The 21,990-nt window shown below is 65.3% G+C and carries 18 protein-coding genes; 4 read left to right on the forward strand and 14 right to left on the reverse strand.

All coding sequences use genetic code 11. The annotated features are described in order from the left end of the window. From LPN01_RS18620 to LPN01_RS18665, 10 genes are all read right to left on the reverse strand, one after another. A partial coding sequence (locus LPN01_RS18620; RefSeq protein WP_262829921.1) for an efflux RND transporter permease subunit occupies window positions 1-1,385 on the reverse strand: 1,385 nt, incomplete at its 3' end. Next, window positions 1,385-2,362, reverse strand: coding sequence for an efflux RND transporter periplasmic adaptor subunit (locus tag LPN01_RS18625; RefSeq protein WP_262829922.1), 978 nt, complete (start codon window positions 2,360-2,362; stop codon window positions 1,385-1,387). The genes LPN01_RS18620 and LPN01_RS18625, both read right to left, overlap by 1 nt. A gap of 102 nt (window positions 2,363-2,464) precedes the next feature. Further along, the gene (locus LPN01_RS18630) at window positions 2,465-3,130 is read right to left on the reverse strand and encodes a DedA family protein (RefSeq protein ID WP_262829923.1); all 666 of its coding nucleotides are present in this window, start codon (window positions 3,128-3,130) and stop codon (window positions 2,465-2,467) included. A gap of 85 nt (window positions 3,131-3,215) precedes the next feature. Then, on the reverse strand, window positions 3,216-3,887 hold the full coding sequence (locus LPN01_RS18635; RefSeq protein ID WP_262829924.1) for a hypothetical protein: 672 nt from the start codon (window positions 3,885-3,887) through the stop codon (window positions 3,216-3,218). Further along, window positions 3,884-4,597 (reverse strand): phosphatase PAP2 family protein, encoded by a 714-nt coding sequence (locus LPN01_RS18640; protein WP_262829925.1) that lies wholly within the window; start codon window positions 4,595-4,597, stop codon window positions 3,884-3,886. The genes LPN01_RS18635 and LPN01_RS18640 overlap by 4 nt, the downstream gene beginning before the upstream one ends. Then, window positions 4,594-5,604, reverse strand: coding sequence for a YncE family protein (locus tag LPN01_RS18645; RefSeq protein WP_262829926.1), 1,011 nt, complete (start codon window positions 5,602-5,604; stop codon window positions 4,594-4,596). Before LPN01_RS18645 ends, LPN01_RS18640 begins: the two co-directional genes overlap by 4 nt. Beyond that, on the reverse strand, window positions 5,601-8,675 hold the full coding sequence (locus LPN01_RS18650) for an efflux RND transporter permease subunit (protein WP_262829927.1): 3,075 nt from the start codon (window positions 8,673-8,675) through the stop codon (window positions 5,601-5,603). The genes LPN01_RS18645 and LPN01_RS18650 overlap by 4 nt, the downstream gene beginning before the upstream one ends. Next, complete coding sequence (locus LPN01_RS18655) at window positions 8,675-9,715, reverse strand: efflux RND transporter periplasmic adaptor subunit (protein ID WP_262829938.1); 1,041 nt, start codon at window positions 9,713-9,715, stop codon at window positions 8,675-8,677. Before LPN01_RS18655 ends, LPN01_RS18650 begins: the two co-directional genes overlap by 1 nt. Then, window positions 9,715-11,061, reverse strand: a complete 1,347-nt coding sequence (locus LPN01_RS18660) for a TolC family protein (RefSeq protein ID WP_262829928.1) — start codon at window positions 11,059-11,061, stop codon at window positions 9,715-9,717. Before LPN01_RS18660 ends, LPN01_RS18655 begins: the two co-directional genes overlap by 1 nt. A gap of 59 nt (window positions 11,062-11,120) precedes the next feature. Beyond that, a complete protein-coding gene (locus LPN01_RS18665; protein ID WP_262829930.1) occupies window positions 11,121-11,435 on the reverse strand; it encodes a PepSY domain-containing protein in 315 nt (104 codons plus the stop codon). Window positions 11,436-11,559: 124 nt separating this feature from the next. Here LPN01_RS18665 and LPN01_RS18670 point away from each other — a divergent pair, with 124 nt between their 5' ends. Further along, window positions 11,560-12,234, forward strand: coding sequence for a response regulator transcription factor (locus tag LPN01_RS18670; protein WP_262829931.1), 675 nt, complete (start codon window positions 11,560-11,562; stop codon window positions 12,232-12,234). A 7-nt stretch (window positions 12,235-12,241) separates the two neighbouring features. Beyond that, on the forward strand, window positions 12,242-13,636 hold the full coding sequence (locus LPN01_RS18675) for a sensor histidine kinase (protein ID WP_262829932.1): 1,395 nt from the start codon (window positions 12,242-12,244) through the stop codon (window positions 13,634-13,636). Here the strand turns inward: LPN01_RS18675 and LPN01_RS18680 are convergent. From LPN01_RS18680 to LPN01_RS18690, 4 genes are all read right to left on the reverse strand, one after another. Further along, the gene (locus LPN01_RS18680) at window positions 13,597-14,400 is read right to left on the reverse strand and encodes a protein-L-isoaspartate(D-aspartate) O-methyltransferase (RefSeq protein WP_262829933.1); all 804 of its coding nucleotides are present in this window, start codon (window positions 14,398-14,400) and stop codon (window positions 13,597-13,599) included. The two genes, LPN01_RS18675 and LPN01_RS18680, sit on opposite strands and share 40 nt — an antisense overlap. 413 nt (window positions 14,401-14,813) lie before the next feature. Next, the gene (locus tag LPN01_RS18685; protein ID WP_262829934.1) at window positions 14,814-14,969 is read right to left on the reverse strand and encodes a hypothetical protein; all 156 of its coding nucleotides are present in this window, start codon (window positions 14,967-14,969) and stop codon (window positions 14,814-14,816) included. A 38-nt stretch (window positions 14,970-15,007) separates the two neighbouring features. Then, window positions 15,008-15,286, reverse strand: a complete 279-nt coding sequence (locus tag LPN01_RS19170) for a PilZ domain-containing protein (protein ID WP_410482856.1) — start codon at window positions 15,284-15,286, stop codon at window positions 15,008-15,010. An 18-nt stretch (window positions 15,287-15,304) separates the two neighbouring features. Beyond that, on the reverse strand, window positions 15,305-17,398 hold the full coding sequence (locus LPN01_RS18690; RefSeq protein ID WP_262829935.1) for a FecR family protein: 2,094 nt from the start codon (window positions 17,396-17,398) through the stop codon (window positions 15,305-15,307). Window positions 17,399-17,583: 185 nt separating this feature from the next. Between LPN01_RS18690 and LPN01_RS18695 the strand changes: the two genes are divergently transcribed. Further along, window positions 17,584-19,239: a ShlB/FhaC/HecB family hemolysin secretion/activation protein gene (locus tag LPN01_RS18695; protein WP_262829936.1), complete on the forward strand. Its 1,656-nt coding sequence runs from the start codon at window positions 17,584-17,586 to the stop codon at window positions 19,237-19,239. A gap of 50 nt (window positions 19,240-19,289) precedes the next feature. Further along, window positions 19,290-21,551, forward strand: a complete 2,262-nt coding sequence (locus tag LPN01_RS18700) for a putative bifunctional diguanylate cyclase/phosphodiesterase (protein WP_262829937.1) — start codon at window positions 19,290-19,292, stop codon at window positions 21,549-21,551. The last annotated feature ends 439 nt before the right edge of the window (window positions 21,552-21,990 follow it).

The following is a 21,990-nucleotide window of genomic DNA, read 5'->3' on the forward strand; positions in this document are numbered from 1 at the left end:
ACCCCGCCCAGAAAAAAGATCGGCACGAACACCAGCATCACGATCAGGGAGGCGAACACCACCGCGGAGCGGACCTCCAGCGACGCGGCCAGCACCACCGCGAACGCGGGCCTGGCATCGGCGGACTCGCGGTTCAGCCGCAGGCGACGCGCGATATTCTCCACGTCGATGATCGCATCGTCGACTACCTCGCCAAGCGCGATGACGAGGCCGGCGATAATCATCACGTTGATCGTCGCACCGGACCACAGCAGCATCAGCCCCGCGCCGAGCAGCGACAGGGGGATCGCGACGAGGCTGATCGTCGCCTGCCGCCAGTCGCGGGTGAACAGGAACAGCACCGCCGCGACCAAGGCGCAGCCGATCATCAGCGCGTGGGTGAGATTGTCGATCGAGCGTTCGATGAAGGTCGCCGGCCGGAAGATGGTCGTGTCGACCTTCACGTCCTTGAGGCCGGGCTTCAGTTCGTCGAACGCCGCCTCGACCGCGCGGGTCAGCTCCAGCGTGTTGGCGGTAGGCTGTTTCTCGACAATCAGCATGATGCCGGGGCCGTCGTCGATGATGGCATTGCCGATCGGTGCGTTGAAGCCATCGACCACGCGCGCGACGTCGCCGATCCGGACCGGCGCTTCGCCCGCCTGCTTGACGATCGCCTGAGCGAGGTCCGCCGCTGTCTGCACGGTGCCGGTCTGCCGGACGGCGAGTCGCTGGTTGGGCGTGTCGACGAACCCGCCGCCCCCGACGAGAACCGCGTCGCCCGCTGCCGCGCGCACCTCCGCCAGCATCACGCCGGAAGCGCGCAGACGATCGGGATCGACCAGCACCTGCAACTGCTGGTCGCGCTGTCCCCAGACCGCGACGTTGGCGACGCCGGGCACCGCCATCAATCGCGGCCGGATCGTCCAGCGCACCAGCTCGGAAAGCTGCATCTGGTCGAGCTTCGTCGACGAAAGTCCGACCTTCATCGCGCGACTGGTCGAGGACAGCGGCGGCATCAGCACCGGTTGGCGCGCCGCGAGCGGCAGGCGAGGCTGCACCTGCGCGATCCGCTCCCCGACCATCTGCCTGGCGCGGATCACGTCGGACCCGTGCTCGAAAAGGATCTGCACCGACGACAGGCCCAGCACCGACTTGGATCGCAGCGTCATCAGGCCGGGTACGCCGTTGACCGCCGTCTCGATTGGCACCGTGACCAGGCTCTCGACTTCCTCGGTCGACAGACCCGGTGCCTCGGTCTGGATTTCCACCATCGGGGGCGCGAACTCGGGAAACACGTCGAGCGGCACGTCGCGCCCGGCGCGGACCCCGAGCACCACCAGCAGCGCGGCGAGCGCGAGAACGAGAACGCGCTGCGACAGCGCGAAATGGACGAGCCGGCCGAGCATCAGTGCGCTGCCCCGAACTCGGTGCCGAAAAGTTCGGCCGCGCCGTCCGTGACGACCTGTGCCCCGGCGAACAGTCCGCGCGCCAGCAGCGCCCGTCCGCCGCTCTCCGATGCCACCTCGACACGCTGGCGGACGAAGGTGTCGGGCGCGGTCTTCTGATAGACCCACTCGCCGCCGTTGATATCGCGCAGGATCGCCGCGGACGGCACCGACAACCCCTCCGTCTGCCCGGCAAGTGGCAGGTCGATCGACACGCGCTGCCCGACCCGGAAGGATCGATCGCGGTTGTCGATGCCGTAATACAGGTCGACGGTGCCGGCGACGGTATTGGCGGATGGCGGCGCCTGCACCGGACGGGCGCTGTGTGGCGCGCCGGCCTCGCCGAGCGTGCGGACCATCGCGGCGGTCTCCCGACGCACATTCCCCATGTCACTGCCGAACACGGACGCACGGACCCACAGCACCGCTTGCGAACCGAGCGAGGCGACCGCCGGCCCAAGCAAACGGCGCTGCTGCCGCGCCGCGCCTAATGCCGCCTGCGCTGCTGCTAGGGCTGCTGCTGCTTCGTCGCGCGCCCGGACACTGCCGGCTTCCTCGCGCACCAGGCTCTCGGCCCGCTCGAGCGCGATCCGGGCGAGACGGGCCTGCGCCGATGCGCGCGCCAGTTCGGCATCGGCTGCGGCCTGCTGGCTGCCGATCTGCTGGAGATTGGTCGTCGAGTTGACCGGCACACCATTGGCGCTGATCGGCGGGACCACGATTTCGCCGGCCACCTCACGCGTCGCCGTGGCCGATCCTCCGCCGACGCGCTCCAGGCTGATGCCCAGGCGACGTTGCGCCTCGGGCGTCAGCGTCAGCTTCAGCAGCTCGCTTTCGTGCGCGATCGTCTCGGCATGGGCAGGCGGTGCGGGGGGCTTTGCGGTCTTCTCGCCGCAACCGGCAAGCAGGATCGGGATCAGAAGGAAAGTGTGGCGCATCGTGACGGCTTAGTCACGAAAGAGTGGGCGTTGCTGGAGCCGACTATACAAAGTCCCAATGTAGCGGCACCCCGCTCCGGTTGCAGACGAGGGGTCCCGAGGTCACCCCTGACTTTTATCGGTTTCTGTGGCGCGTGAAGTTCGCACCCCCGTCAGGCGACGTCGGACGAACCATATTGCCGCCAGCACGATCGCGCCCAGCAGGAACAGGTCGATCTTGTGAAACAAGGCCGACAATCTCGGATCTGTGTTCCAGCGGCTCCCGAGGACCTGGCCGGCATAGGCCAGTCCGAGGCACCAAGGCAAAGACCCTATGAACGTGTAGAGGTGAAAGCGCAGCAACGGCATCCGGGCGATCCCCGCGGGCAGCGCGATAAACGAGCGGATGCCCGGCAACATCCGACCTATCAGAACAGCCGCGCCGCCAAAGCGCTCGAAAAACCGTTCCGATCGGTCAAGATCCTCGGGTGTGAGCAGGAGCCAGCGTCCGTAACGGTCGACCATGGCACGGCCACCGCGGCGCCCCGCCTCATAAGCAAGAGCTGATCCGAGATTACAGCCGACCGCTCCCGCAATCGCTACCAGCCACAGGTCCAGGCGACCGGTCGCGACCGGATAACCGCTGAACGGCATGATGATTTCAGACGGCAGCGGGATGCAGGCGCTTTCGAGAGCCATCAAACCGATGATGCCAATATATCCGGTCGCAGCGATCGCGGCGACGATCCAGCCCGCCAACGTGGCAACCAGGTTGCTGATCGCAGTCATAATAAAACTCCTGTGCGGGGATCGCGATCATCGAGCGCTGACAGCCGGTTGACGGCGCCATCCAGGCGTATCGGATGTGAGAGCATCACGCCGCAGATATCTGCGAAAGTGCAAGACTGTAGGACAGGCTGTCGTATGGCGTCGCCGTGTACGACGTTTGCGTCGGCGACGTGATGGCAAGTACGTCAGCGTGATCGTCGGGGACTACGACCGCGAGATCAAGTTCGGCAGCGGTTCGCACGAGTGAGGAGAGACGCTCAGGCTCGTACGAAACGAGGATCAGCGCATCGAACAAGCTTACATCAAGGTTGGGGGGCAGATCGACTGACGAGAATGCAACGATTGCGTCGATGCCCAGCGCCTTTGCCCAATGCTCGAGCCGGCGCCGGTGTCGACCATAGCCGATCATCGTCAGGCGATCGCCCCGCTTTCCGCTGAGCGCGAAGGCCCGGATGGCGGTGACATAGCCCCGGCGATCGCCGGCCCCACCGACGGCGAGGTAGCGGGTCGGTGTGAATGATCGCCGACGTGCGCCATCCGCGCCGCCACCATGTCGCACCGAATGACGGCACGGTTGCGCAGCGAGGTTTGATCCAGTCTGATCAGTCCATAAAGTTTGGCTGTGAGAAGGCGCAGGAACCATGCACCGTTGGCTTCGACAGCCTTCATCTTGCTGGACGTATTTGCCGGCTTGCTCAGACTGAACGCGCCCACCGTGTTTGCGCCGACTTTTGAAGAAACGTGCCAGCCAGTTCACTTGGGTTCGCTCATGAGCAGCGTCTGCTTGCCAAATGTCCGTGGCTGTCCGCCAATCCGTTGGGCGAAAACCTGTGTCACGGTGGCCGTCCAGCACAAGCCAATTGCCCATCCAGCTGCAACATCCGTTGGCCAGTGGACTCCAAGGACGATCCGCGACGCACCGATAGCAAACACCAGAAGCATGGCAGCGACGACCGCCAGATCCCATCGACGCCCGTCACCAGCGCCTGCCACAATGGCAATAGCTATCGATCCATAGACGAAGGCAGAGTCCATGGCGTGCCCGCTTGGGAAACTTGCGGTCTGAACATCCACGAGATGCGAGACTACCATCGGCCTGGGCCGGCCCACCTCCGCCTTGATCACACTGATGATGACAGCCCCGCCTGCGGTTGTGCCTGTGAGGAAGGCGCACCACTGCCAGCGTTGCCTTATTGCGCACACCGTGATTGCGACCGTAGTCGCGATCCACAGGGTGGCATTGTTTCCCATCACCGTCACGACCCGCGCGATGGCGATCAGCCAAGCATGATCGCCGGTGCGCTCGCGCACCCACACGAGAATGGCCGCATCGAAGCCCGTTACCCGGCCCGTCGCGACAAACGCCGCGACGACGAGCAAAAGCGCTCCGCCAAGCGCCACCAGCGCCGCCCGGGTGAGAATTCGTGCAAGCGCAGTTACCCCAAATAGTCCATATGGCTCCGTCACGCCGGCTTCACGACCAAGACCTTGAACGTGCCAGGCGTTGCAACCGGGCGAGCACCAGGTTTGGCTGGCGGGCCAAACGACGCTGTCGGCAAGTAGATGGCACCGCTGTCTGAATCGAGCGCCCCCGTCCGTGCACCCACCGCAGTCTTGATACGGCCCACGCGCTTCACGACGGCGCCCTCGAGAGACAGCACGTCCAGCACTCCGTCCTTGCCGCAGGGAATAAACGCCAAGCGACGCTGCGGATCCAGAATAACGGCATCCGGGCCTGCGCCTATGTCGACCAGCTGCGAAAGTTTGTGGTTGGAGCCCGTGACGATGGCCGCCTTGCCGTTGGCACATGCGGCAATGAGGCGATCCGCCTTCGCGTCATAGGCGAGGCCAGAAGGCTCGGTGCACCCTGGCAAGGCGATCGGCGCAGCGGCCGTGCCACGCCGCACGTCGACGACCTCCATCTCGTTTTCGTCTTCGTTGTTGACGAACAGGGTGCCGTCCGGCGTCAGCGCTGCATATTCGAGGCCGGGCTTGAGCTGCACCGTGCGCAAGGTCCGCATCGCAGCCGTGTCGATGATCGATACCGAGCCGGCCTTGGCATTCATCACGAAGCCAGTTTTGCCGTCGGCCGAGACGATCGCAGCGTCCGGTTTTTCGCCGACCGCGATACGGCCCAGTTCGCGACCATCGGAGGTTGAAAGAAAGCGGATTGAGGCATCGTCGCCGCTCGTCGCCATCACGCGCCCACCGGGAAGAGGTACGACCGCATGACCATGCGCGATGGCGCCGATCGATCCGACTGCTCGCTCACCTCTGGTGTCGATGACGGTGACCGAGGTCGACCGGGCGATATAGAGGCGGTGGTCGACCGGATCGACGCGGGCATAATCCCATCCCCCGCCATTCGGACCGGAGATCGTAGCTGTGACGCGATACGCTGGCGCCGGCGGGACAGCCCCTGCCGCAGCGAAGGAGGTCAGCGCCAAGGTGGCCGTCGTCAGTACCCTCTTCATTGTGCAGTTCCTTGTGCTGAAATGGCAGGATCATGGTCGGAATGCGGTAGGGTCAGCCGAACGAGGATCGGCATTGCCAGGAGGACGAGCGGATATTGCAGCAACAGGCCGGCGATGATCGCGATCGCGAGCGGCTGCTGGATGCCTGAGCCTTGGCCGATCGCGAGGGCGAGCGGCAGGAGCGTCAAGATCGCCGCCAGCGTCGTCATCGTGATCGGACGCAGGCGATTGCGGCTTGCCTCGCGCGTCGCGACGACGGGCGGCATGGTGTGGCAGAGTTCCTCGAATTCCGAGATGTAGAAGATCGCCATCTCGGTGCCGATGCCGATGATCATCGTCATGCCCATCAGCGCCGTGATGTTGAGGTCGACGCCGGCGAGCCACAGCGCGGTGAACACGGCCGTGGTCGACAGGAGCGAGCAGCCGATAATGATGACGGGCAACCAGAACCGTCGGTATAGCACAAGGAGCAGCACCAGTTCGGCGACGAGAGCTGCACCGAACACCTTGATGAGGCCCGCGAAGGCGATCTGCTGCTGCTGGTAGAGGCCGCCCAGCTCGTAGCGGATGCCGAGTGCCAGCACGCCTGGCTGGTCGAGCGCCTTGGTCACGTCGCCGACGGCAGCCCCGATCCCGCGGCCCTGAATGCGACCGGTCACGGCCACCATCGGTTCCAGGTTTTCGCGGGCGATTTGCGGTTGTCCAACGACTGCCTCGATGAACGCGACACGCGACAGCGGGAATACATGGCCATCAGTGGCTCGGATGGGCAGTTGCGCAAGTCCGGCCTGGCTAATCGTCATCGCCTGCGGAAGCCGGACGCGCACGTCGATGGCCTTGTCGGGTCGGGCAAGGGTTGTGGCGACGGTGCCGCTAAGGGCGGTCGACAGCTGTGTCTCGACGTCTGCGGGCGCGATCCCTTCGACGCCGGCGCGGACCGGGTCGACGCGGACATCGAGCGCGTCACCTGCCAGTTGAACCCCGTCCTTCACCTCGACGACGCCATCGATCTTCTCGATCAGGGCAGCGACCTTCTTCGCCTGAGCGTCGAGCACGGTGGGGTCGGACGAATAGAGCTTGACCTCGATCGGCTGCGGAACGGCGGTGAGATCGCCGATCAGATCCTCGATAAGTTGCGCGACCTCGACCTGGACGCCTGGCACCTTCACCCCGATCTCGTCGGCAACACTGGCGGCCACTTCCTCGGTCGGGCGGCTGTGGTCCGGTTTCAGTCGAACGAAATAGTCGCCGTGGTAGCTCTGGCCGAGATCACCGCCGAGGCCGGTGCCGAGCCGCCGCGAGAAGGTCAGCACCTCCGGATTGGCTGCAAGCAGACGGTCGATCTGACCGACCTGACGCCCGCTCTCGTCCAGCGACGTGCCGGGCGAGGTGTAATAGTCCATGACGAAGCCGCCTTCGTCGACCTTCGGCATGAAGCCCGTCGGCACCTTGGAGTAGCCGATATAGCCGACCGCCAAGAGCGGCACGAGAATGACAAGGAGCAGCCAGGGCCGGGCCGACAAGCGATCAAGGCCCTTGTCGTGAACCACGGCGAGCCGCCCCTCACCGGCGACGCCGGGATCCTTCCATGTGCGAAAGTCCACCAGCCACCGCACGAGAACCGGCACGACGAAGGCGGTCATCGCCCAGGAGATGGCAAGTGCCGCCGCCATCGTCACTGACAGCGCCTTGGAGAAAGCACCGGTCACACCGGTCAGGAACGACAGGGGCACGAACACGATCAGCGTCGCCAGGCTCGATCCGGTCAGCGGTGCCATGAACTCCCGCGCAGCCGGGATGACCGCGGCGTTGCCGACGACATCTCCATCCGGCTTCAGCTCGCCGGCGCGGCGGGCGATATGCTCGACCATCACGATGACGTCGTCGATCAGCAGCCCGACAGCTGCGGCGATGCCGCCCAGGGTCATGATGTTGAAGCTCATGCCGAGGATGCTCAGCACCAGCACCGTGGTCGCCAGCGTTGCCGGCACGACGATGATGGCGACGAGCGTAACGCGCCAGCTGCGCAGAAACAGGAGCAGCACCAGCGCCGCGAGTACGAGGCCGATCAGCACCGCGTCGCGAACGCTCGCGACCGATTGGGTCACCAGCTCGCTTTGATCGTACCAGTTGACGAGCTTTACCCCGGCGGGCAGCTTCACGCCCGCCAGCTTCGCCTGCACTTGTCTTGCGATCTGAACCGCGTTTCCGTCTGGCTGCTCATAGATGTTGAACAGTACCGCGGGCTTTCCGTCCTCGACGATCCGCTGCCAGACGGGCACGGCACCGGTTTGCACGGTCGCAACATCCCGCACCCGAACGACCCCTGCCGGGGCCGCCTTGACCACGATGTCGCCGACCTGCGCAGCGCTGGCGACGCTGCGATCGGCAATAACAAGCGAGAGTCGACCACGATCCTGGACCTGCCCCACCGCACTCAACACGTTGCCGTTGCGGATGGCTGTCGCAAGGTCCGCCATCGCCAGGCCGTAGCTCGCGAGTCGTTGCGGGTCCGCGAGTACCTCGACCTCTGCGGTGTCACCACCCTGCACACCGACCTTCGCAAGGCCGGTGATGGAGGACAGCAGCGGGGTAATCTGAAGTCGTGCGAAGTCCTGGAGCTGGGCTGGATCCGCCGTGTCGGATACCAAGGCGTAGGAGATGATCGGAAAGACGGTCGGGTCCATCCGGCGGACATTGTACTGCGTGCCGGCAGGCAACGACGGCAGGATCCGGCCGACCGCGGTATCGACGAGCAGCGTGCTCGCGATCATGTCGCGCCCCCAACCGAAGTCGATCGAAATCTGCGCCGTCCCGCGCGCCGTCTCGGAACGGACGTTGTTGACGCCGGGGATGGCGCGGATCGCCTCCTCGACTGGACGGGTGACGGTCAGCGCGGTCTGATCTGCGGGGCGGCTACCGGAATCGAGATCGACGACGACCCGCGGGAACGACACCTGAGGGAAGGGCCCGATCGGCAACGACAACGCTGCGACGATCCCCGCGAGCGCCAGCGCCAAGCCGACAAGGACGAAGGCGCGCGACTGGGTGCGCAGGAGCCGCTCTAGCATCAACGGCTCCGGACGGCATCGCCGTCGGTGACCTGATAAGCACCGGCGACGATCAGCGGTAGTTGTGGAGACAGTGTGCCATCGACGACGTCGCCCGCGTCCGACGACAGTCTGATGGTGACCGGCACCGCCTTGGCTTTGCCGCTCTGCACCTGAAATATCCTCGGGCTGCCACCGGCGGTCACGACGGCCGCGTGCGGCACGACCCATCCGGTGACCGCGCCAGTGCGGATGTCGACCTGCATCGGCTCGCCCGGGAGGAGTGCGCCCGCGGGGAAGGACAGGTCTACGTCGACCATCTTGGTCACGGCATTCAACGCGCCGTCGACCCGCACGACGCTACCTTCGATCGTACCGCCGCCCGACAAGCGCTTCAGCGACGCCGCTTGCCCGACAACGACCGCGCCGCGCTGCGACGGATCGATCCCGACCGTGACGACAATTCCGCCCGATCGCGCGACCGTCAGGATGGTCGCGCCCGCTGCGGTGCGATCACCCTGGGCAACCGCGACGGCGGTGACGACGCCCGCGAACGGTGCCACGATGGTATGGACAGGGGTGCCAGCCCCCTCGGCGCGCAGCGCAGCGAGCGAGGTCCGTGCGTCGGATACCGCCTTGTCCGCCTGCACCAGCTGATCGGTTGTCGCGAGCTGCTGCGCGAGCAGCTGCGCCGTGCTGGCGCGCGCCTTCTGCGCTGCGGCGAGAGCGCTCACCGCTTGTTCGTAGGTGCTGCGCGAAGTCGGCGCGGTGACGAAGGTCGCCAGTGTCTGTCCGGCCTTCACGGCGCTACCTGGAGCGACGAACAGCCGCGTCACCTGGCCTGGCTGCGCTTCATTGAATGTCCGGGTGCCGATCTCGGAAGGTGCCACGGAGCCATAAGCCGTGACGATCGCCGGTAGCGCACCCTGGCGGGGTGCGACGGTGTTGACGAGAACGCTGGGCGTCGGGGTATCGCTGGCATCCGGCGCGGGGGATCCGCTGCTGCAAGCCGTGACCAAAAGCAGAAGCAGAGCAGCAGATATTCTCGGATGAGGCGGCATCACCGACCGCTCCCCGCTTGTTCGGCGGACAAGTTCATCGTCGGCAGGCCCGCGCCGACCAGCGTCTGTATGGCGATCTGACGATCGAACAGCGCGAGTTCCAGCGTCATGATCTCCTCTTCCTTGGCGAAGCGGTTGGAGACGAGGTCGACATAGCCCCGCTCGTCGATATTGGAGGCACTCAACGCCGCCTGTGCCCGGGACGCGGCGATGCGGGCGGCAGGCAGATCGCGACGCGCGATCGCCAGTTGCGCCGCGAGCTGCTCATATTCGCGCAGCAGCGCGCCGACCGTACCGGTAGCGGCCGCTAGCCGCGCAGAATAATCGGCTTGAAGCTGCGCTCGCGTCGCCCGCGCGATCGCGACATTGCCCTGGTTGCGATCGAAGATGGGCAAGCCGACCTGCACGTTCGGCCCGCCGTTGATGACCTTCGAACTGTCGCTCGACGCGGAACCGCCAAGGATCAGCTCAGGAAACTGCGACAGGATCGCGATGCGCAATTGCTCGTCAGCGGCTGCATAGCCGAGGCGCAGTGCGAGCAGGTCGGGCCGGCGATCAGGCAGGGTCGCAAGCCCTGTACGGATCGCGGCGGGGTCGAACGGCGGAAGGTCGGGCGCGGTCGCAAGCGGCACGACCGCATCGGGCGTCAAGCCCAGCAGGGCGTTCAGCTGGTGCCGCTGCGAGAGCAAAGTCTGGTCGAGCGTGTTGAGCGACGTGCGCGCCGCCTGAAGCGCGACACGGTCCGGGGCGACGGTGACGAGCGTCACGGTTCTGGCAGCGAGCGCGCGCTCGAGTTTGCCGTTGCGATCGGACAGGAGTTCGTAGGCCGCGACATAGGTCGGGCGGCTGCGCGTGCCGATGATGATGTCGGTGGCAAGCTGGCGCGCCTGCCCGGCGACCTGCCATTCCTGCCAGACGAGATCGGCCGCAACTTGCCGGGTGCTGGCAGTGGCAGCGCGGCGTCGCGCGCGATAGGTGACGAGGCTCTTGATGTCCTGTGCCAGTCCCAGATTCCACGCCGGGACGGTGCCTGCCCCCGAAAGCAGAGGCAGGAAAGCGCCCGACAGGGACGGATTGGCGAGGATCGAGGCTTGCGTCGCCTGCCCCTCGGCAATGCCCCGCTTCAGGCGCGCCGCGCGAAGATCCGGGTTGTTTGCCAGCGCCAACGTCACGACGTCACTGACTGATAACGCTCCATGATCTTCCGCGGCACCCTGCAGCGCGCCGACAGACGGCGCGAGCGGTATGTCTCGCGTGAGCGGAAGCGCGGTGTAATGCGCGCATCCCGCCAGCAACGCTGCGAGCAGAATGGGCTGAACGCCCTTCCTGATCCCCCTGATCAACATGCTTCTGTCACGCCTCCTGGCCGGTGACGCTGGCCAATGCGTCGGGATCTCGATGTTGGTCAGTCCGGGTTTTTGCCTTCGGCAACATTCTCGAGGATCACGCCGCTTCGCGCGTCAATTCCAACCTCGTAAGGCTTGCCGTGGCTGGTGATATCGAAGGAATAGCGCAGGCCGCTGCCACCCTTCTCCCGTTCCAGCTCCTGATCGGTGACCGTGCCGGGACGCGCCCTGAGTGCGGTCTGCCGTGCCGTGGCGAGAGAGACTTTCGCCTGAGCGGCGTACTGGTGTCCCTTCAGTTTCGTTGGTGCCGCGGCGGCTGTCCCACTCATCGCCACGACGGACAGCAGACCCAGCATCAATCGCACGTCTTTCATGACACACACTCCTTGGGGCAGGTTACAGTGTAGACTTCTAGGAGCGGCAACCTTCGCCGCAGGTGAGGACAAGATTGATTATGTCCAACTTGTCCCCTCCGTTGCGAAAGCGGATCATCAGTCGATGAAGCTCCTGTTGCTCGAAGATGATTCCGGGACGCGTGAGGACCTGGAGCGCGTCCTGAGCAGCGCAGGCCATGTCGTCGACGCCTGTACGACCGGGCAAGACGCGATCTTCCTGGCGTCTTCCGGCGATTACGCCGTTCTGATCCTCGACCGGATGGTGCCCGGCATTGCCGGCCTGCCGGCGCTCAAGGCCATCCGGGCGGCGGGAATACGAACTCCGGCGCTCTTCCTCACGGCCATGAACGGCGTCGAGGACCGGGTCGAAGGGCTCGAGGCGGGGGCCGACGACTATCTGGCGAAGCCGTTCGCGGCGACCGAACTGCTCGCCCGGATTAACGCGCTCGCGCGGCGCCCCCCTATCTCGGAGGTCGCCGCCACGATTGCAGTCGGCGATCTGGTCCTCGACCGCATCCGCCGCAACGTGACGCGCGCGGGTCAGCGAGTGGATTTGCAGGCGCAGGAACTGAAACTGCTCGAATATCTGATGTTGCACGCAGGTGAGGTGGTGACCCGCACGATGCTCCTCGAGAATGTCTGGTCGTTTCACTTTGATCCCAAGACCAACATCATCGAGAGCCACATGAGCCGGTTGCGCGCCAAGGTCGATCGCGGCTTCGGACGTGAACTGATCCAGACAGTTCGGGGCGCTGGATATCGGATCGATGCGGGTTAGGTCTCTCATGCCGGCCGCGTTTGGAAGCGCAGCCTTTCGCTTCGCCCTGATGCTGGCGGTCGTCGTGGCGCTTGGCGCAGGCGCTCTGTTATTCACCGTGGAGCGGCAGGTCGGTTACTTCGCCCGAGAAGCCAGCGATGGGATGCTGCGGGCGGAATCGTCGGTTCTGGCCGCGGAATATGCCGAGCTGGGTCTCTCTGGACTGACGGATGCCATCGCGCGGCACCGGGGTAGCGACGCGGATCCGCCCTATCGATATCTCCTGACCGACAAAACGGGACACCGGCTATCCGGCGACCTGCCGCTGCAAGCCGCCAGGATCGGTCAAGGAAGCGTTGCGGTGCCCGAGGATTTCGATGGTTCGCGACACGTCGAACATCTCGTAACGCGGGTAACGCAGCTGCCCGACGGGTTGCTGCTCGTTGTAGCCACCGACAGCTTCGATGTTCAGCAGCTACGCCAGCGTCTCGGATACTTCACGATCTGGAGTGGCATCGCGATCGCTGCCTTCGCATTGATCGGCGGGTATCTGGTTGGGCGCGTCTTCCTGCGCAGGCTCGCGATGGTCAATCGCGCCATCGACCGGATCATTGATGGGGACAGCGCGGAACGGCTGCCGATGATCGGGTTCGGCCCTGAGTTCGACGACCTCACCCGCAACCTCAATCGGATGCTCGAGCGGAAGGACGCGGCGATGGAGGCGCTGCGGCAGGTATCGACGGATATTGCGCACGACCTGCGCACGCCACTTACCCGGCTCCACCAACGGCTCGAAAGATTGCAGGCGTCAGGTGCCGGAGATCCCGACAGTATCGACGCGGCCGTCGAGCAGACCAACGGACTCCTCGCGACGTTCGAGGCCCTGCTGCGGATCGGGTCGATCGAGGGAGGTGTCGGGCGACGTCACTTCGGTCCCGTCGACCTGTCCGAACTGCTCGATCGTATCCATGCGGCCTACTTGCCCGTGGTTGAGGACTCCGGGCAGACGTTCATTGCTCACCATGCCGCAGGGGTCACCGTCATCGGCGACCCCGGTCTTCTCGCACAGCTATTCACCAACCTGATAGAGAATGCGATCGTCCACACTCCGCCCGGAACGCATATCGTCTCTCGCCTGCATATCGTTGGTGCCGAAGCAGTGGCGGAAATATGCGATAACGGTCCTGGGATCCCCTTTGATGAACGTGAGAAGGTGTTTCGACGCTTCTACCGGCGGGATGCCAGTCGCAACACAGAAGGCGCGGGGCTCGGCTTGGCACTCGTGGCTGCGATCGCCGCCCTGCATCAGGCGGACTGCACCATCCCTAACAGTGCAGAGGGCCTATGCGTCCGTCTCACTTTCCATCGGTCGTCTGCAATAGATCAGGTGACCGATGCCCCGAAGCACCATGGCTTGCCATGATCGCCGATACCCGGACGATCGGGCGCAAACCCACGTCCCGTGAGGGGCACGAACATTGCCCAACCCAGCGAGCAAGCGACGACACTACCGTCAGCCTGCTTTGTGAAGACCTCTAGTCGCTCGGTCGCCGTGGAGGGGCCGATCGGCATCACCAGACGCCCGCCTATCCGTAACTGATCGAGTAGCGGCGATGGAACGCTCGCAGAACCGGCGGTAACGATCACCGCGTCGAAGGGCGCTCGTTCAGGCCAGCCCGCAAAGCCGTCTCCGACGCGGGCATGGACATTCCGATAGCCGCGCCGGCGCAAGGCAGTGGCTGCTTGGCTTGCCAACTGCGGGACGATTTCGATTGTAGATACTTCCGCGCCCAACTCGGCGAGGATCGCGGCCTGATAGCCGGAGCCGGTCCCGATCTCCAGTACGCTGGATCCGCGATGCACTTGCACCGCGGCTGTCATGATCGCCATGACGTAAGGATCGGAAATTGTCTGCTGCCAGCCGATTTCCAATGGTGCCCCGATATAGGCTTGTGGCTCGGCAGCGCGGGGTACGAAATCCTCGCGTGGAAGCTTTGCCTCGACCGCAACCGCTGCTCGAAAAAAGGGATCATCTCGCAGTGCTGGAACGTCAGCAGCCGCTGCCTTGATCGAGCTGATCATTTGCGCACGCTCGCCCGTTCGGTCCGGTGCTGAGGATCCGATGGCCGCTGAAGCACCCGTCAAGCAAACCAGACCCAGAAAAGTCTTCTTCAGCACGACGATCATGGCTCCATCAGAAATCGCTGCTCACCGCCAATATTGCGTGACGGTGCCAGCTCGCGAACGTGCTTATTCCTGACGAGATTACGCCACGATCGCGGCAGCTATGAGATTTGCCAATGTATGAGGGCTCACCAACCTGTGGATCGACCTGATCGCGCTTTGCATTCTCGAATCAGGATCGAGAAATGAGTATAGACCGATCCTAGGATAGCTGACGCTGCCATTTCTCTATCGCCACCGGGACGGCAGCGGGAGCTATCACGCTGGGCGATTTGCGGGCTCGCCTGCCAGCTTCGCCGGGCACGGTGACGGGGATGGTCGTGATCTTCAGTACGCTAGCCGTCGGCGGGAACGGTCACACGCTCGACAAAACGGGAACGCCGACCGGCGATGGGGGCGCGGCTTTAAAGGCAGTATCAAACTAGATGTCTTGGACCCGGCATTCCATCAATAGTCTGCTGAAGATTGGCCAGTACTAGAGTTAGATCGCATGCCTCGGCAAGAGCCATTGCCTTTTGCAGCGCCTCTTGCAACGCAACCTGCAATTCAGCCTGCCTATAAGGTTCAAGCATTTAAATTACACCTTCTGCATATTTCAATAGCCAAAAAGCTAAGGCGTTAATTTTTGATCGCTCCTGAGGTATTGAAGGCCGACTGTATCGGCTGACACCCACCGAACTACGGCGCGACATGTTTTCGCCCCTAGGCGGGGTTGCTCTACTTGTAATTCGACAATAGCTCCATTGCGCAAGCCAAGAAGCCCCTTGATTCGAGCACCGCTCTTCGATGTATCTACGAACTCGATGCGAACACTTCCAAAGTTTTTTGCGGTAAGCCAGGCTGTTCCAACACAAGGCGTTCTCGGCTCCATACGCGCTTCAAATATCATGAGCGCTGACCTCACGGTTTAGCCTTTGACCTTCTTAAGCGCGTCCTGGGCAGCCTTAGCCGCGTCATCGGTCTTTTTTTGCAGATCCTTAGCCGCCTGGTCCGCGATCTTCGCCGCTTCATCAGCCAGCTTCTTCGCGTCCTTGGCAGCTTCCTCCTGCTGCTTGGCCAGATCGGCGGCGGCCTTCGCAGCCTGTTGGGCGGCATCCTTCGCCGCCTTTTCCGCGTCTTTCGCGGCTTGCTCCTGCGCTGCCTTTGCCGCATCGTCCGCTGCCTTGGCGGCGTCCTTCGCCGCCTTTTCTGCATCCTTGTCGGAGGCTGCCTTCTGCGCGTCCTTCGCGGCGCGGTCGGCATCGGCCTGCGCGGCATCCGCCGCGGCCTTCGCCGCCTTCTCGGCAGCCTGCTGCGCGTCCTTGGCGGCCTTTTCGACGGCCTTGGCCGCATCCTTGGCGGCCTTGTCGGCGTCGTCCTGCGCGGATTTGGCGGCGAGCTTCGACGCTTCTGACGCCTGTTCCGCGGCGATCCTGGCAGCCTCCTTATTGGCTTTGTCGATCGCCGACTGCGTCGCCGCAGCGGCCGCGGCCGCCGCAGCGTCCGCCGCCCGGGCGGCCTCACCGCTCGCCTGTTGCGCAGCCGCCTGCATGGCAGGATCGCTCGAAGACTTGGCCGCGTCGGCTGCGGCTGCGGCGGCTTTCGCGGCCTGGTCCGCCGCGATCGCGGCGGCCGTCTGCGCGGCAGCCTTGGCCGCACGCTCGACTTCAGCGGCTGCGGCGGCATCCGCGGCGCGTTGCGCATCCTGCGCCGCCTTTGCAGCGGCCGCGTTGGCCGCCGTCGCGGCCTGGCCCGCTGATGTGTCGTTCGCTGCGTTCGCGGCGACCTCTGCCGCGCGTGCGGCATTCGCGGCGTCGGCCTGTGCCTGCGCCTGTGCCGCAGCCTTCGCCGCGGCGTCCGCCTGCGCGGCAGCGGCCTGCTGCGCCGCATCCGCCGCCGCCTTTGCCGCCGCGTCCGCCTGCGCCAGTGCCGCCGCCTTCGCGGCGTCGCTCGCCGCCTTGTCGGCCGCCGCCTTTGCCGCGGCATCGCTGGCGCGTTGCGCCGCGTCCGCCGCTTCCTTGCTGGCGTTATCGGCGGCGGCGCTCGATGCGGCGGTCGAGGTCAATGCCTGGTCCTGTCGCACGACGGCAGCCGCCGCACTCGATTGCACCGCGGTCGCGGCGGTCGTCTCGACCGCGACCTTCACGGCTTTGACGGCAGCGGACGACGCCTCGGTGACGTTCCTGGTGATGGTCGCCACCTCCGCCAGATCGGCGATGCCAGCGCTGCCCAGCGTGCCGGTGACGAGGCCGCCCGTCGTGTTGGACAGCGAAACCGGCGCTTCGTAGATCGCGGCGGTGATGTCGACCGCCGGAACCGCGCCGACGGGTGCCAAGATGGCCTGCCCGCGCGGATCGACGGGCGGGGTCGCGGCCGATGCCGGAGCCGGAGCCGCTTCGCCCCCGGCCTCCGCGATTTCGGGCGGCACGGTGACCTTCGGTCCGGCCGTGTCCCCCGTCGCGGGCATGGACGGGGACTGCAACGTCCTGACGACCTCGCCGGTTTGAACCTGCATGCGATAGATGTTGCCCGACCCCACCAGGGCGACGGATCCGGGCCGCAGCAGGTCGTGCGCGCCCCCGTCCCCGGTGGCGACATCGACCGCACCTTCCAGGACCTGCACCGACGCGCCTTGCGGCGACACGCCGACGCTGAAGGTGGTGCCCTTCACAACGGCGGCCAGATAAGGCGTCTTCACCTCGAAATGCGGAGTCATCTTCTTTTTTATCATGAAGACCACGTTGCCGAAGTTCTGGATGACCCGGGTCAGCCCGCCCGCCTGTTCTTCGGCCGGCAGGCGCAGCTGGGACGCCGAAGCGACCATTATGAATTCCGTGCCGCGCACGAGCACCGCGCGTCCCCCGGAGCTGGTGGTGACGGTATCGCCCGGCAGAACCGCACCGCCACGGCTGACGACGCGGATGATCCCGGCGTGGGAGACGCGCACGACGCCGCTCGCTTCGCTGATCGACCAACCGGTTTCCTTGCTGATCGCGGCTGTCGAACAGCTGGCGACCAACAAAGCCAAAATTTGCTTCCGCACCCTCATTCCCCTGGGTCGCCATCGCCCTGAAAGGGGAAATCATAGGGATGCGGCGTTACTTTCGCGTTCAATGCCACGGTGAATCACTCGTTACCGGCAGCGGACGCAACCTTTTGCCAACGGTTGTGGCGTTATTGCTCATGAGAATCGCGTGAGGGGATACGATGCGCCGAGAACTGATCCTGACGACGCTGGGCGCAGCGTGCGCTTATGGCGTGCCGATGGCGTCGGCGCAGGTGCGCCTCGACCGAGCCGATCCTACGATCACCGAGCAAGCCCTTCCACGCCCCGCCCCGGTTAGTTCCGACACCAACATGCACGGCGTCCGTGTGGCCCCGGTGGCCGAAGGCGCGGCGGCCGTGCCCCCGTCCCGGATCGCGACCGCCATTCTTGTCAACGGCAACGTGAAGGTCGCGACCGGTGCCTTCGCCTCGACCCTCGTCCCGTATCTCGGACGCACGCTCGGCGCATCGGACCTGTCGCAACTGGCGGGCGCGGTGGCGGACGTCGCCCGTCGCGCGGGCTATCCGTTCGCCAGCGCGTCGATTCCGCCGCAGCCGATGAAGGACGGCATCCTGCACGTCAGTCTCGACGAAGGGAAGATCGCCGCGGTTCGCGTCATCGGGATCGCCAGCCCCCTGGCCGATCGCATCCTGACACAGGCGCTGGTCACCGATGCCCCGGTCCGGCGGGGGACGCTGGAACGGGCGATCCTGCTGGTCAGCGACATACCGGGCGTGACGGTGAAGGGGACGAGCTATGTACGGCAGAACGGCTTCGGCATCCTGCTGGTGACGGCCACCGAGGACAAGGCGAGCGCCTATCTCCAGGTCGACAATCGGGGAAGCGCGGAGGTCGGGCCGATCCGTGCGACGATGCTCGCCAGCCTGCGCGGCGTCGCGCAAGCCGGTGACGAACTTCGCCTCATCGCCGCGGCGACACCGGTCGAACCCAGCGAATTCGCTTTCCTGCGCAGTGTCTATGCCGCGCCCCTCGACGCGCGGGGCAGCATGGCCACCGTCTCTGCGTCCGTAGGTCGGGCGAACCCCGGCGCATCGCTCAAACCCCTCGACGTCGTCGGCAACAGCGTCGACGTCGCGCTGGGCTATGTCCGGCCGCTCCTGCGGAGCAGGCGGCGAAGCGCCTGGGCGTCGGTGGAGTTGCGCGCGCTCAAAAGCGATCAGGCGCTGTCGGGAACGATGCTCCGCAACGACCGGATCGTCACGCTGACCGGGACGATAAACGGCACGGGCAACGTCGGGCCGGGCGTCGTACGAGGTGAAATCTCGATGGTCGGCGGACTGCCGGTCGAGGGCGTCAGCCATGAAGGCGATCCCCGGACATCGCGTTCGGACGGCGACGCACGTTTCGTCACCTGGGGCTACACCATCGACTGGTCCGCAGGGGTCTTCGGTCCGTTCTCGGTCACGGTCGCATCGTCCGGGCAGCTTGCATCGCGCCCACTGCTGGCGACGGCCGAAATCGGCGCCGGCGGCCCGGCATTCGGGCGCGCCTACGACTATGCCGAGCGGACCGGCGATCAGGGCATCCTCGGTTCGGTGGAACTGCGCGCCGACCTCGGGCGCGTGGACGGCGGCCCGGATCGCGTCCAGCTCTATGGGTTCGTCGACGGCGGCTATGTCGACAATCTGCGCGACGGGCCGGGAGGGGGCAGCCTGCTGTCCACCGGCACGGGGGCGAAGCTCGGCTATGGCGTGCTCGACGGCATGATCGAGGTCGCCTTCCCGCTCAATGCGGATCGCTTCGACACCAATTCGAAACGGCCACGCGTGTCGTTCCGCGTCGCCCGCACGTTCTGACCGTGCGCGGCCCGCTTTCACGCATCGACGACCGGCCATCTTCGTGGCTGATGCTCCTGCTCGTCGTGACGTTCGGTTTCGCGATGATGTTCGGCCTGACCGGAGCCGCGATCGACCGCATGCTGATGCCGCTTCGCTTCGGGCTGCTGGAACGCCAGGCAAGCGGCAAGCTGGCCATCGTCGAGATGGATGCCGAAAGCGCGGCCGCGATCGCGCGATGGCCGTGGTCCCGTTCGAACTATGCATCTGTGGTCGATCGTCTGCGGAAAGCCGGCGCGGCGTCGATCGTGTTCGACGTCGACTTCTCGTCACCGTCCGACACCGCGGGCGACCGGGCGTTTGCGGCAGCACTCCACCGCGCAAGAGGCCTGGTCGCATTGCCGACCTTCGGGCAAGGCGCCAGCAGCCAGGATCGTCGGACGATCGATGCACTGCCCATCCCGATGTTGCGCGCGGATGTCGCGATGGCCTCGGTCAGCATTCGTCCCGACCCCGACGGCCAAGTGCGCGAAATGACGATGGCGACGATGACCGCCGGCCAGCCCCGCCCGTCGCTCTCGGCATACATGACCGCACGCTCCGGGGTCGTCGACCAGGAGTTCCCGATCGACATGTCGATCGACCCCTCCACCATTCCCCGGCTCAGCTTCGTCGCCGTCCGCGACGGCCGGTTCGATCCCGCTGCGGTCAGGGGTCGCAACATCCTCATCGGGGCGACCGCCGTCGAGATGGGCGATCGCTACGGCACGCCGCAATGGGGCGTGCTGCCAGGCGTGGTCGTTCAGGCGCTGGCCGCGGAAACCTTGACGCGGGGGGTGCCGTCCCGCGGATCGCGCACCCTCATGCTGCTGGTCGCCGCGACGATCGCCCTCGCCATGCTGTCCCGCCGTTCGCCGATCGGCAGCATCGTCTGTGCGACCCTGGGCATCGGCCTGCTCGTCGGCGCGGTCCTCTATGCGCAGCACGTCCTGCTGGTCACCTATCCCATCGCCACCGCCGCCGCGATGATCGGCCTGACGGGCATCCTGTGCCTGACCCGCGAGGTCACCGACCGGTTCCGCAGTCAACGCGCGATGGACGAGGCGACGGGGCTTCCCAACGGTCGGGCGCTGCTGGATTGGAGCCGCCGCAGCGACAGCGTGATCCTGGCGGTCGCGCAGGTCGGCAACTTCGATGCGATCCGTGCGGTCCTCGGCGAGGCGAAGACATCGGACGTCATCCGTCGCGTGAGCGAACGGCTGGCCCTGGTCGGCGAGGACAACCTCGTCTTCCGGACGACGGAGCAGCAGTTGACGTTGTTCCTGCCGCAGGAACAGCCGGTCAACGACACGCTTCACGGACTGCGCGCCATCATGCTGCAACCGGTCGAAGTCGGCGGGCGCCGTGTCGACGTCGCGATGTCGTTCGGGATCACCACCGGGCCGTCCGCCGACATGGAACGGTTGCTGGCCAACGCGGCCTTGGCCGCCGAGCAGGCGAAATCCGCAGACATGTTCTGGAAGCGCGCCGACGCGGATGTCGCCGAACTCGAACGGTCGATCTCGATGATGGGCGAGCTGGACAATGCCCTCGCCAACGGCGAGGTCGAGGTCTTCTACCAACCCAAATACGATCTCGCGCAGCAAAGGATCGCCAGCGTCGAGGCGCTGGTGCGATGGCGGCATCCCGAGCGCGGCTTCATCGGCCCGGACCTGTTCATCCCGGCCGCCGAACGGTCCAACCGCATCGCCCCCCTTACGCTGCACGTGCTGTCTCAGGTCATCCGCGACGTCGCGGCGTGGCGACCGCACCACCCGCACGTGACCGCGGCGATCAACATCTCCGCAAAGCTGCTGTCGTCGGCGTCGTTCAACGCCGCGGTGGAAGAGCTGGTCGGAAGCGGGAATGTTCCGGCATCGGCGCTGGTCTTCGAGGTGACCGAATCGGCGGCCATGGCGGATGGCGCTGCGGCAGTCGCGGCGCTGCGGCGCTACCGCAAGCTCGGCATCGCCGTGTCGATGGACGACTATGGCACCGGCCAGTCGACGCTGAGCTATCTTCAGCAACTGCCCCTCAGCGAATTGAAGATCGATCGCAGCTTCGTGCAGTTCGCGCATCGCAACGACGACGACGCCATCCTCGTCCGGTCCACGATAGAATTGGCGCACGCGCTCGGCCTGAAGGTGGTGGCGGAGGGCGTCGAGGAGCCGGGTTGCTATGCGTTCCTCGAAAGCGTCGGCTGCGACATGATCCAGGGATATCTCATCAGTCGACCGATCCCCGTCGACGCCCTGAACCGATTGCTCGACGGCGAGTATAGGTGGGCAGCGTAACTCGCAGACCGATCCAAGTAAAAAAACGAGTACGATAGACCAGTTTATTTCTGACTCTGAACATACCTTTCCGTCATTGCCCGGATGTTTAAGCACCACGTGCCGTTTTCTAAAATGATAGGCAGCTACCACAAATGATCTTCAGAGATCGGAAGGTTCGGTATCCGAGATCGACAGCCGTTTAAAACCTTGTGGCCGCTACTCGAACGAATGGCCGTTTGGCGCAGCCGGCGGCCCAACAGCGGCCATTCCGCTTCCCACCACCCGCGGGCGTTCGAGCCCCTGCCCCGCCGCCTGAATAAACGTCCGCCTTCTCGCGATTGCCGCCCGAAAGCGGCCAGTACGCAATCCACCATAATCCGACAAGCTTAAGCGTCGGCGCCTGCCTGGATCGGAATGGCGTACCGCTTGAGTCCGCTATCTTGCAGTCCAGGCCCGC

It is taken from the genome of Sphingomonas sp. A2-49 (assembly GCF_025548555.1).
GTDB lineage: Bacteria > Pseudomonadota > Alphaproteobacteria > Sphingomonadales > Sphingomonadaceae > Sphingomonas.

Bases quoted from the DNA above. Each gene is read 5' to 3' on its own strand.
- LPN01_RS18625 (WP_262829922.1), bottom strand. From the start codon at position 2,362: ATGCGCCACACTTTCCTTCTGATCCCGATCCTGCTTGCCGGTTGCGGC.
- LPN01_RS18630 (WP_262829923.1), bottom strand. From the start codon at position 3,130: ATGACTGCGATCAGCAACCTGGTTGCCACGTTGGCGGGCTGGATCGTC.
- LPN01_RS18645 (WP_262829926.1), bottom strand. From the start codon at position 5,604: ATGAAGAGGGTACTGACGACGGCCACCTTGGCGCTGACCTCCTTCGCT.
- LPN01_RS18650 (WP_262829927.1), bottom strand. From the start codon at position 8,675: ATGCTAGAGCGGCTCCTGCGCACCCAGTCGCGCGCCTTCGTCCTTGTC.
- LPN01_RS18655 (WP_262829938.1), bottom strand. From the start codon at position 9,715: ATGCCGCCTCATCCGAGAATATCTGCTGCTCTGCTTCTGCTTTTGGTC.
- LPN01_RS18660 (WP_262829928.1), bottom strand. From the start codon at position 11,061: ATGTTGATCAGGGGGATCAGGAAGGGCGTTCAGCCCATTCTGCTCGCA.
- LPN01_RS18665 (WP_262829930.1), bottom strand. From the start codon at position 11,435: ATGAAAGACGTGCGATTGATGCTGGGTCTGCTGTCCGTCGTGGCGATG.
- LPN01_RS18670 (WP_262829931.1), top strand. From the start codon at position 11,560: ATGAAGCTCCTGTTGCTCGAAGATGATTCCGGGACGCGTGAGGACCTG.
- LPN01_RS18675 (WP_262829932.1), top strand. From the start codon at position 12,242: ATGCCGGCCGCGTTTGGAAGCGCAGCCTTTCGCTTCGCCCTGATGCTG.
- LPN01_RS18680 (WP_262829933.1), bottom strand. From the start codon at position 14,400: ATGATCGTCGTGCTGAAGAAGACTTTTCTGGGTCTGGTTTGCTTGACG.
- LPN01_RS18685 (WP_262829934.1), bottom strand. From the start codon at position 14,969: ATGCTTGAACCTTATAGGCAGGCTGAATTGCAGGTTGCGTTGCAAGAG.
- LPN01_RS19170 (WP_410482856.1), bottom strand. From the start codon at position 15,286: ATGATATTTGAAGCGCGTATGGAGCCGAGAACGCCTTGTGTTGGAACA.
- LPN01_RS18695 (WP_262829936.1), top strand. From the start codon at position 17,584: ATGCGCCGAGAACTGATCCTGACGACGCTGGGCGCAGCGTGCGCTTAT.
- LPN01_RS18700 (WP_262829937.1), top strand. From the start codon at position 19,290: ATGCTCCTGCTCGTCGTGACGTTCGGTTTCGCGATGATGTTCGGCCTG.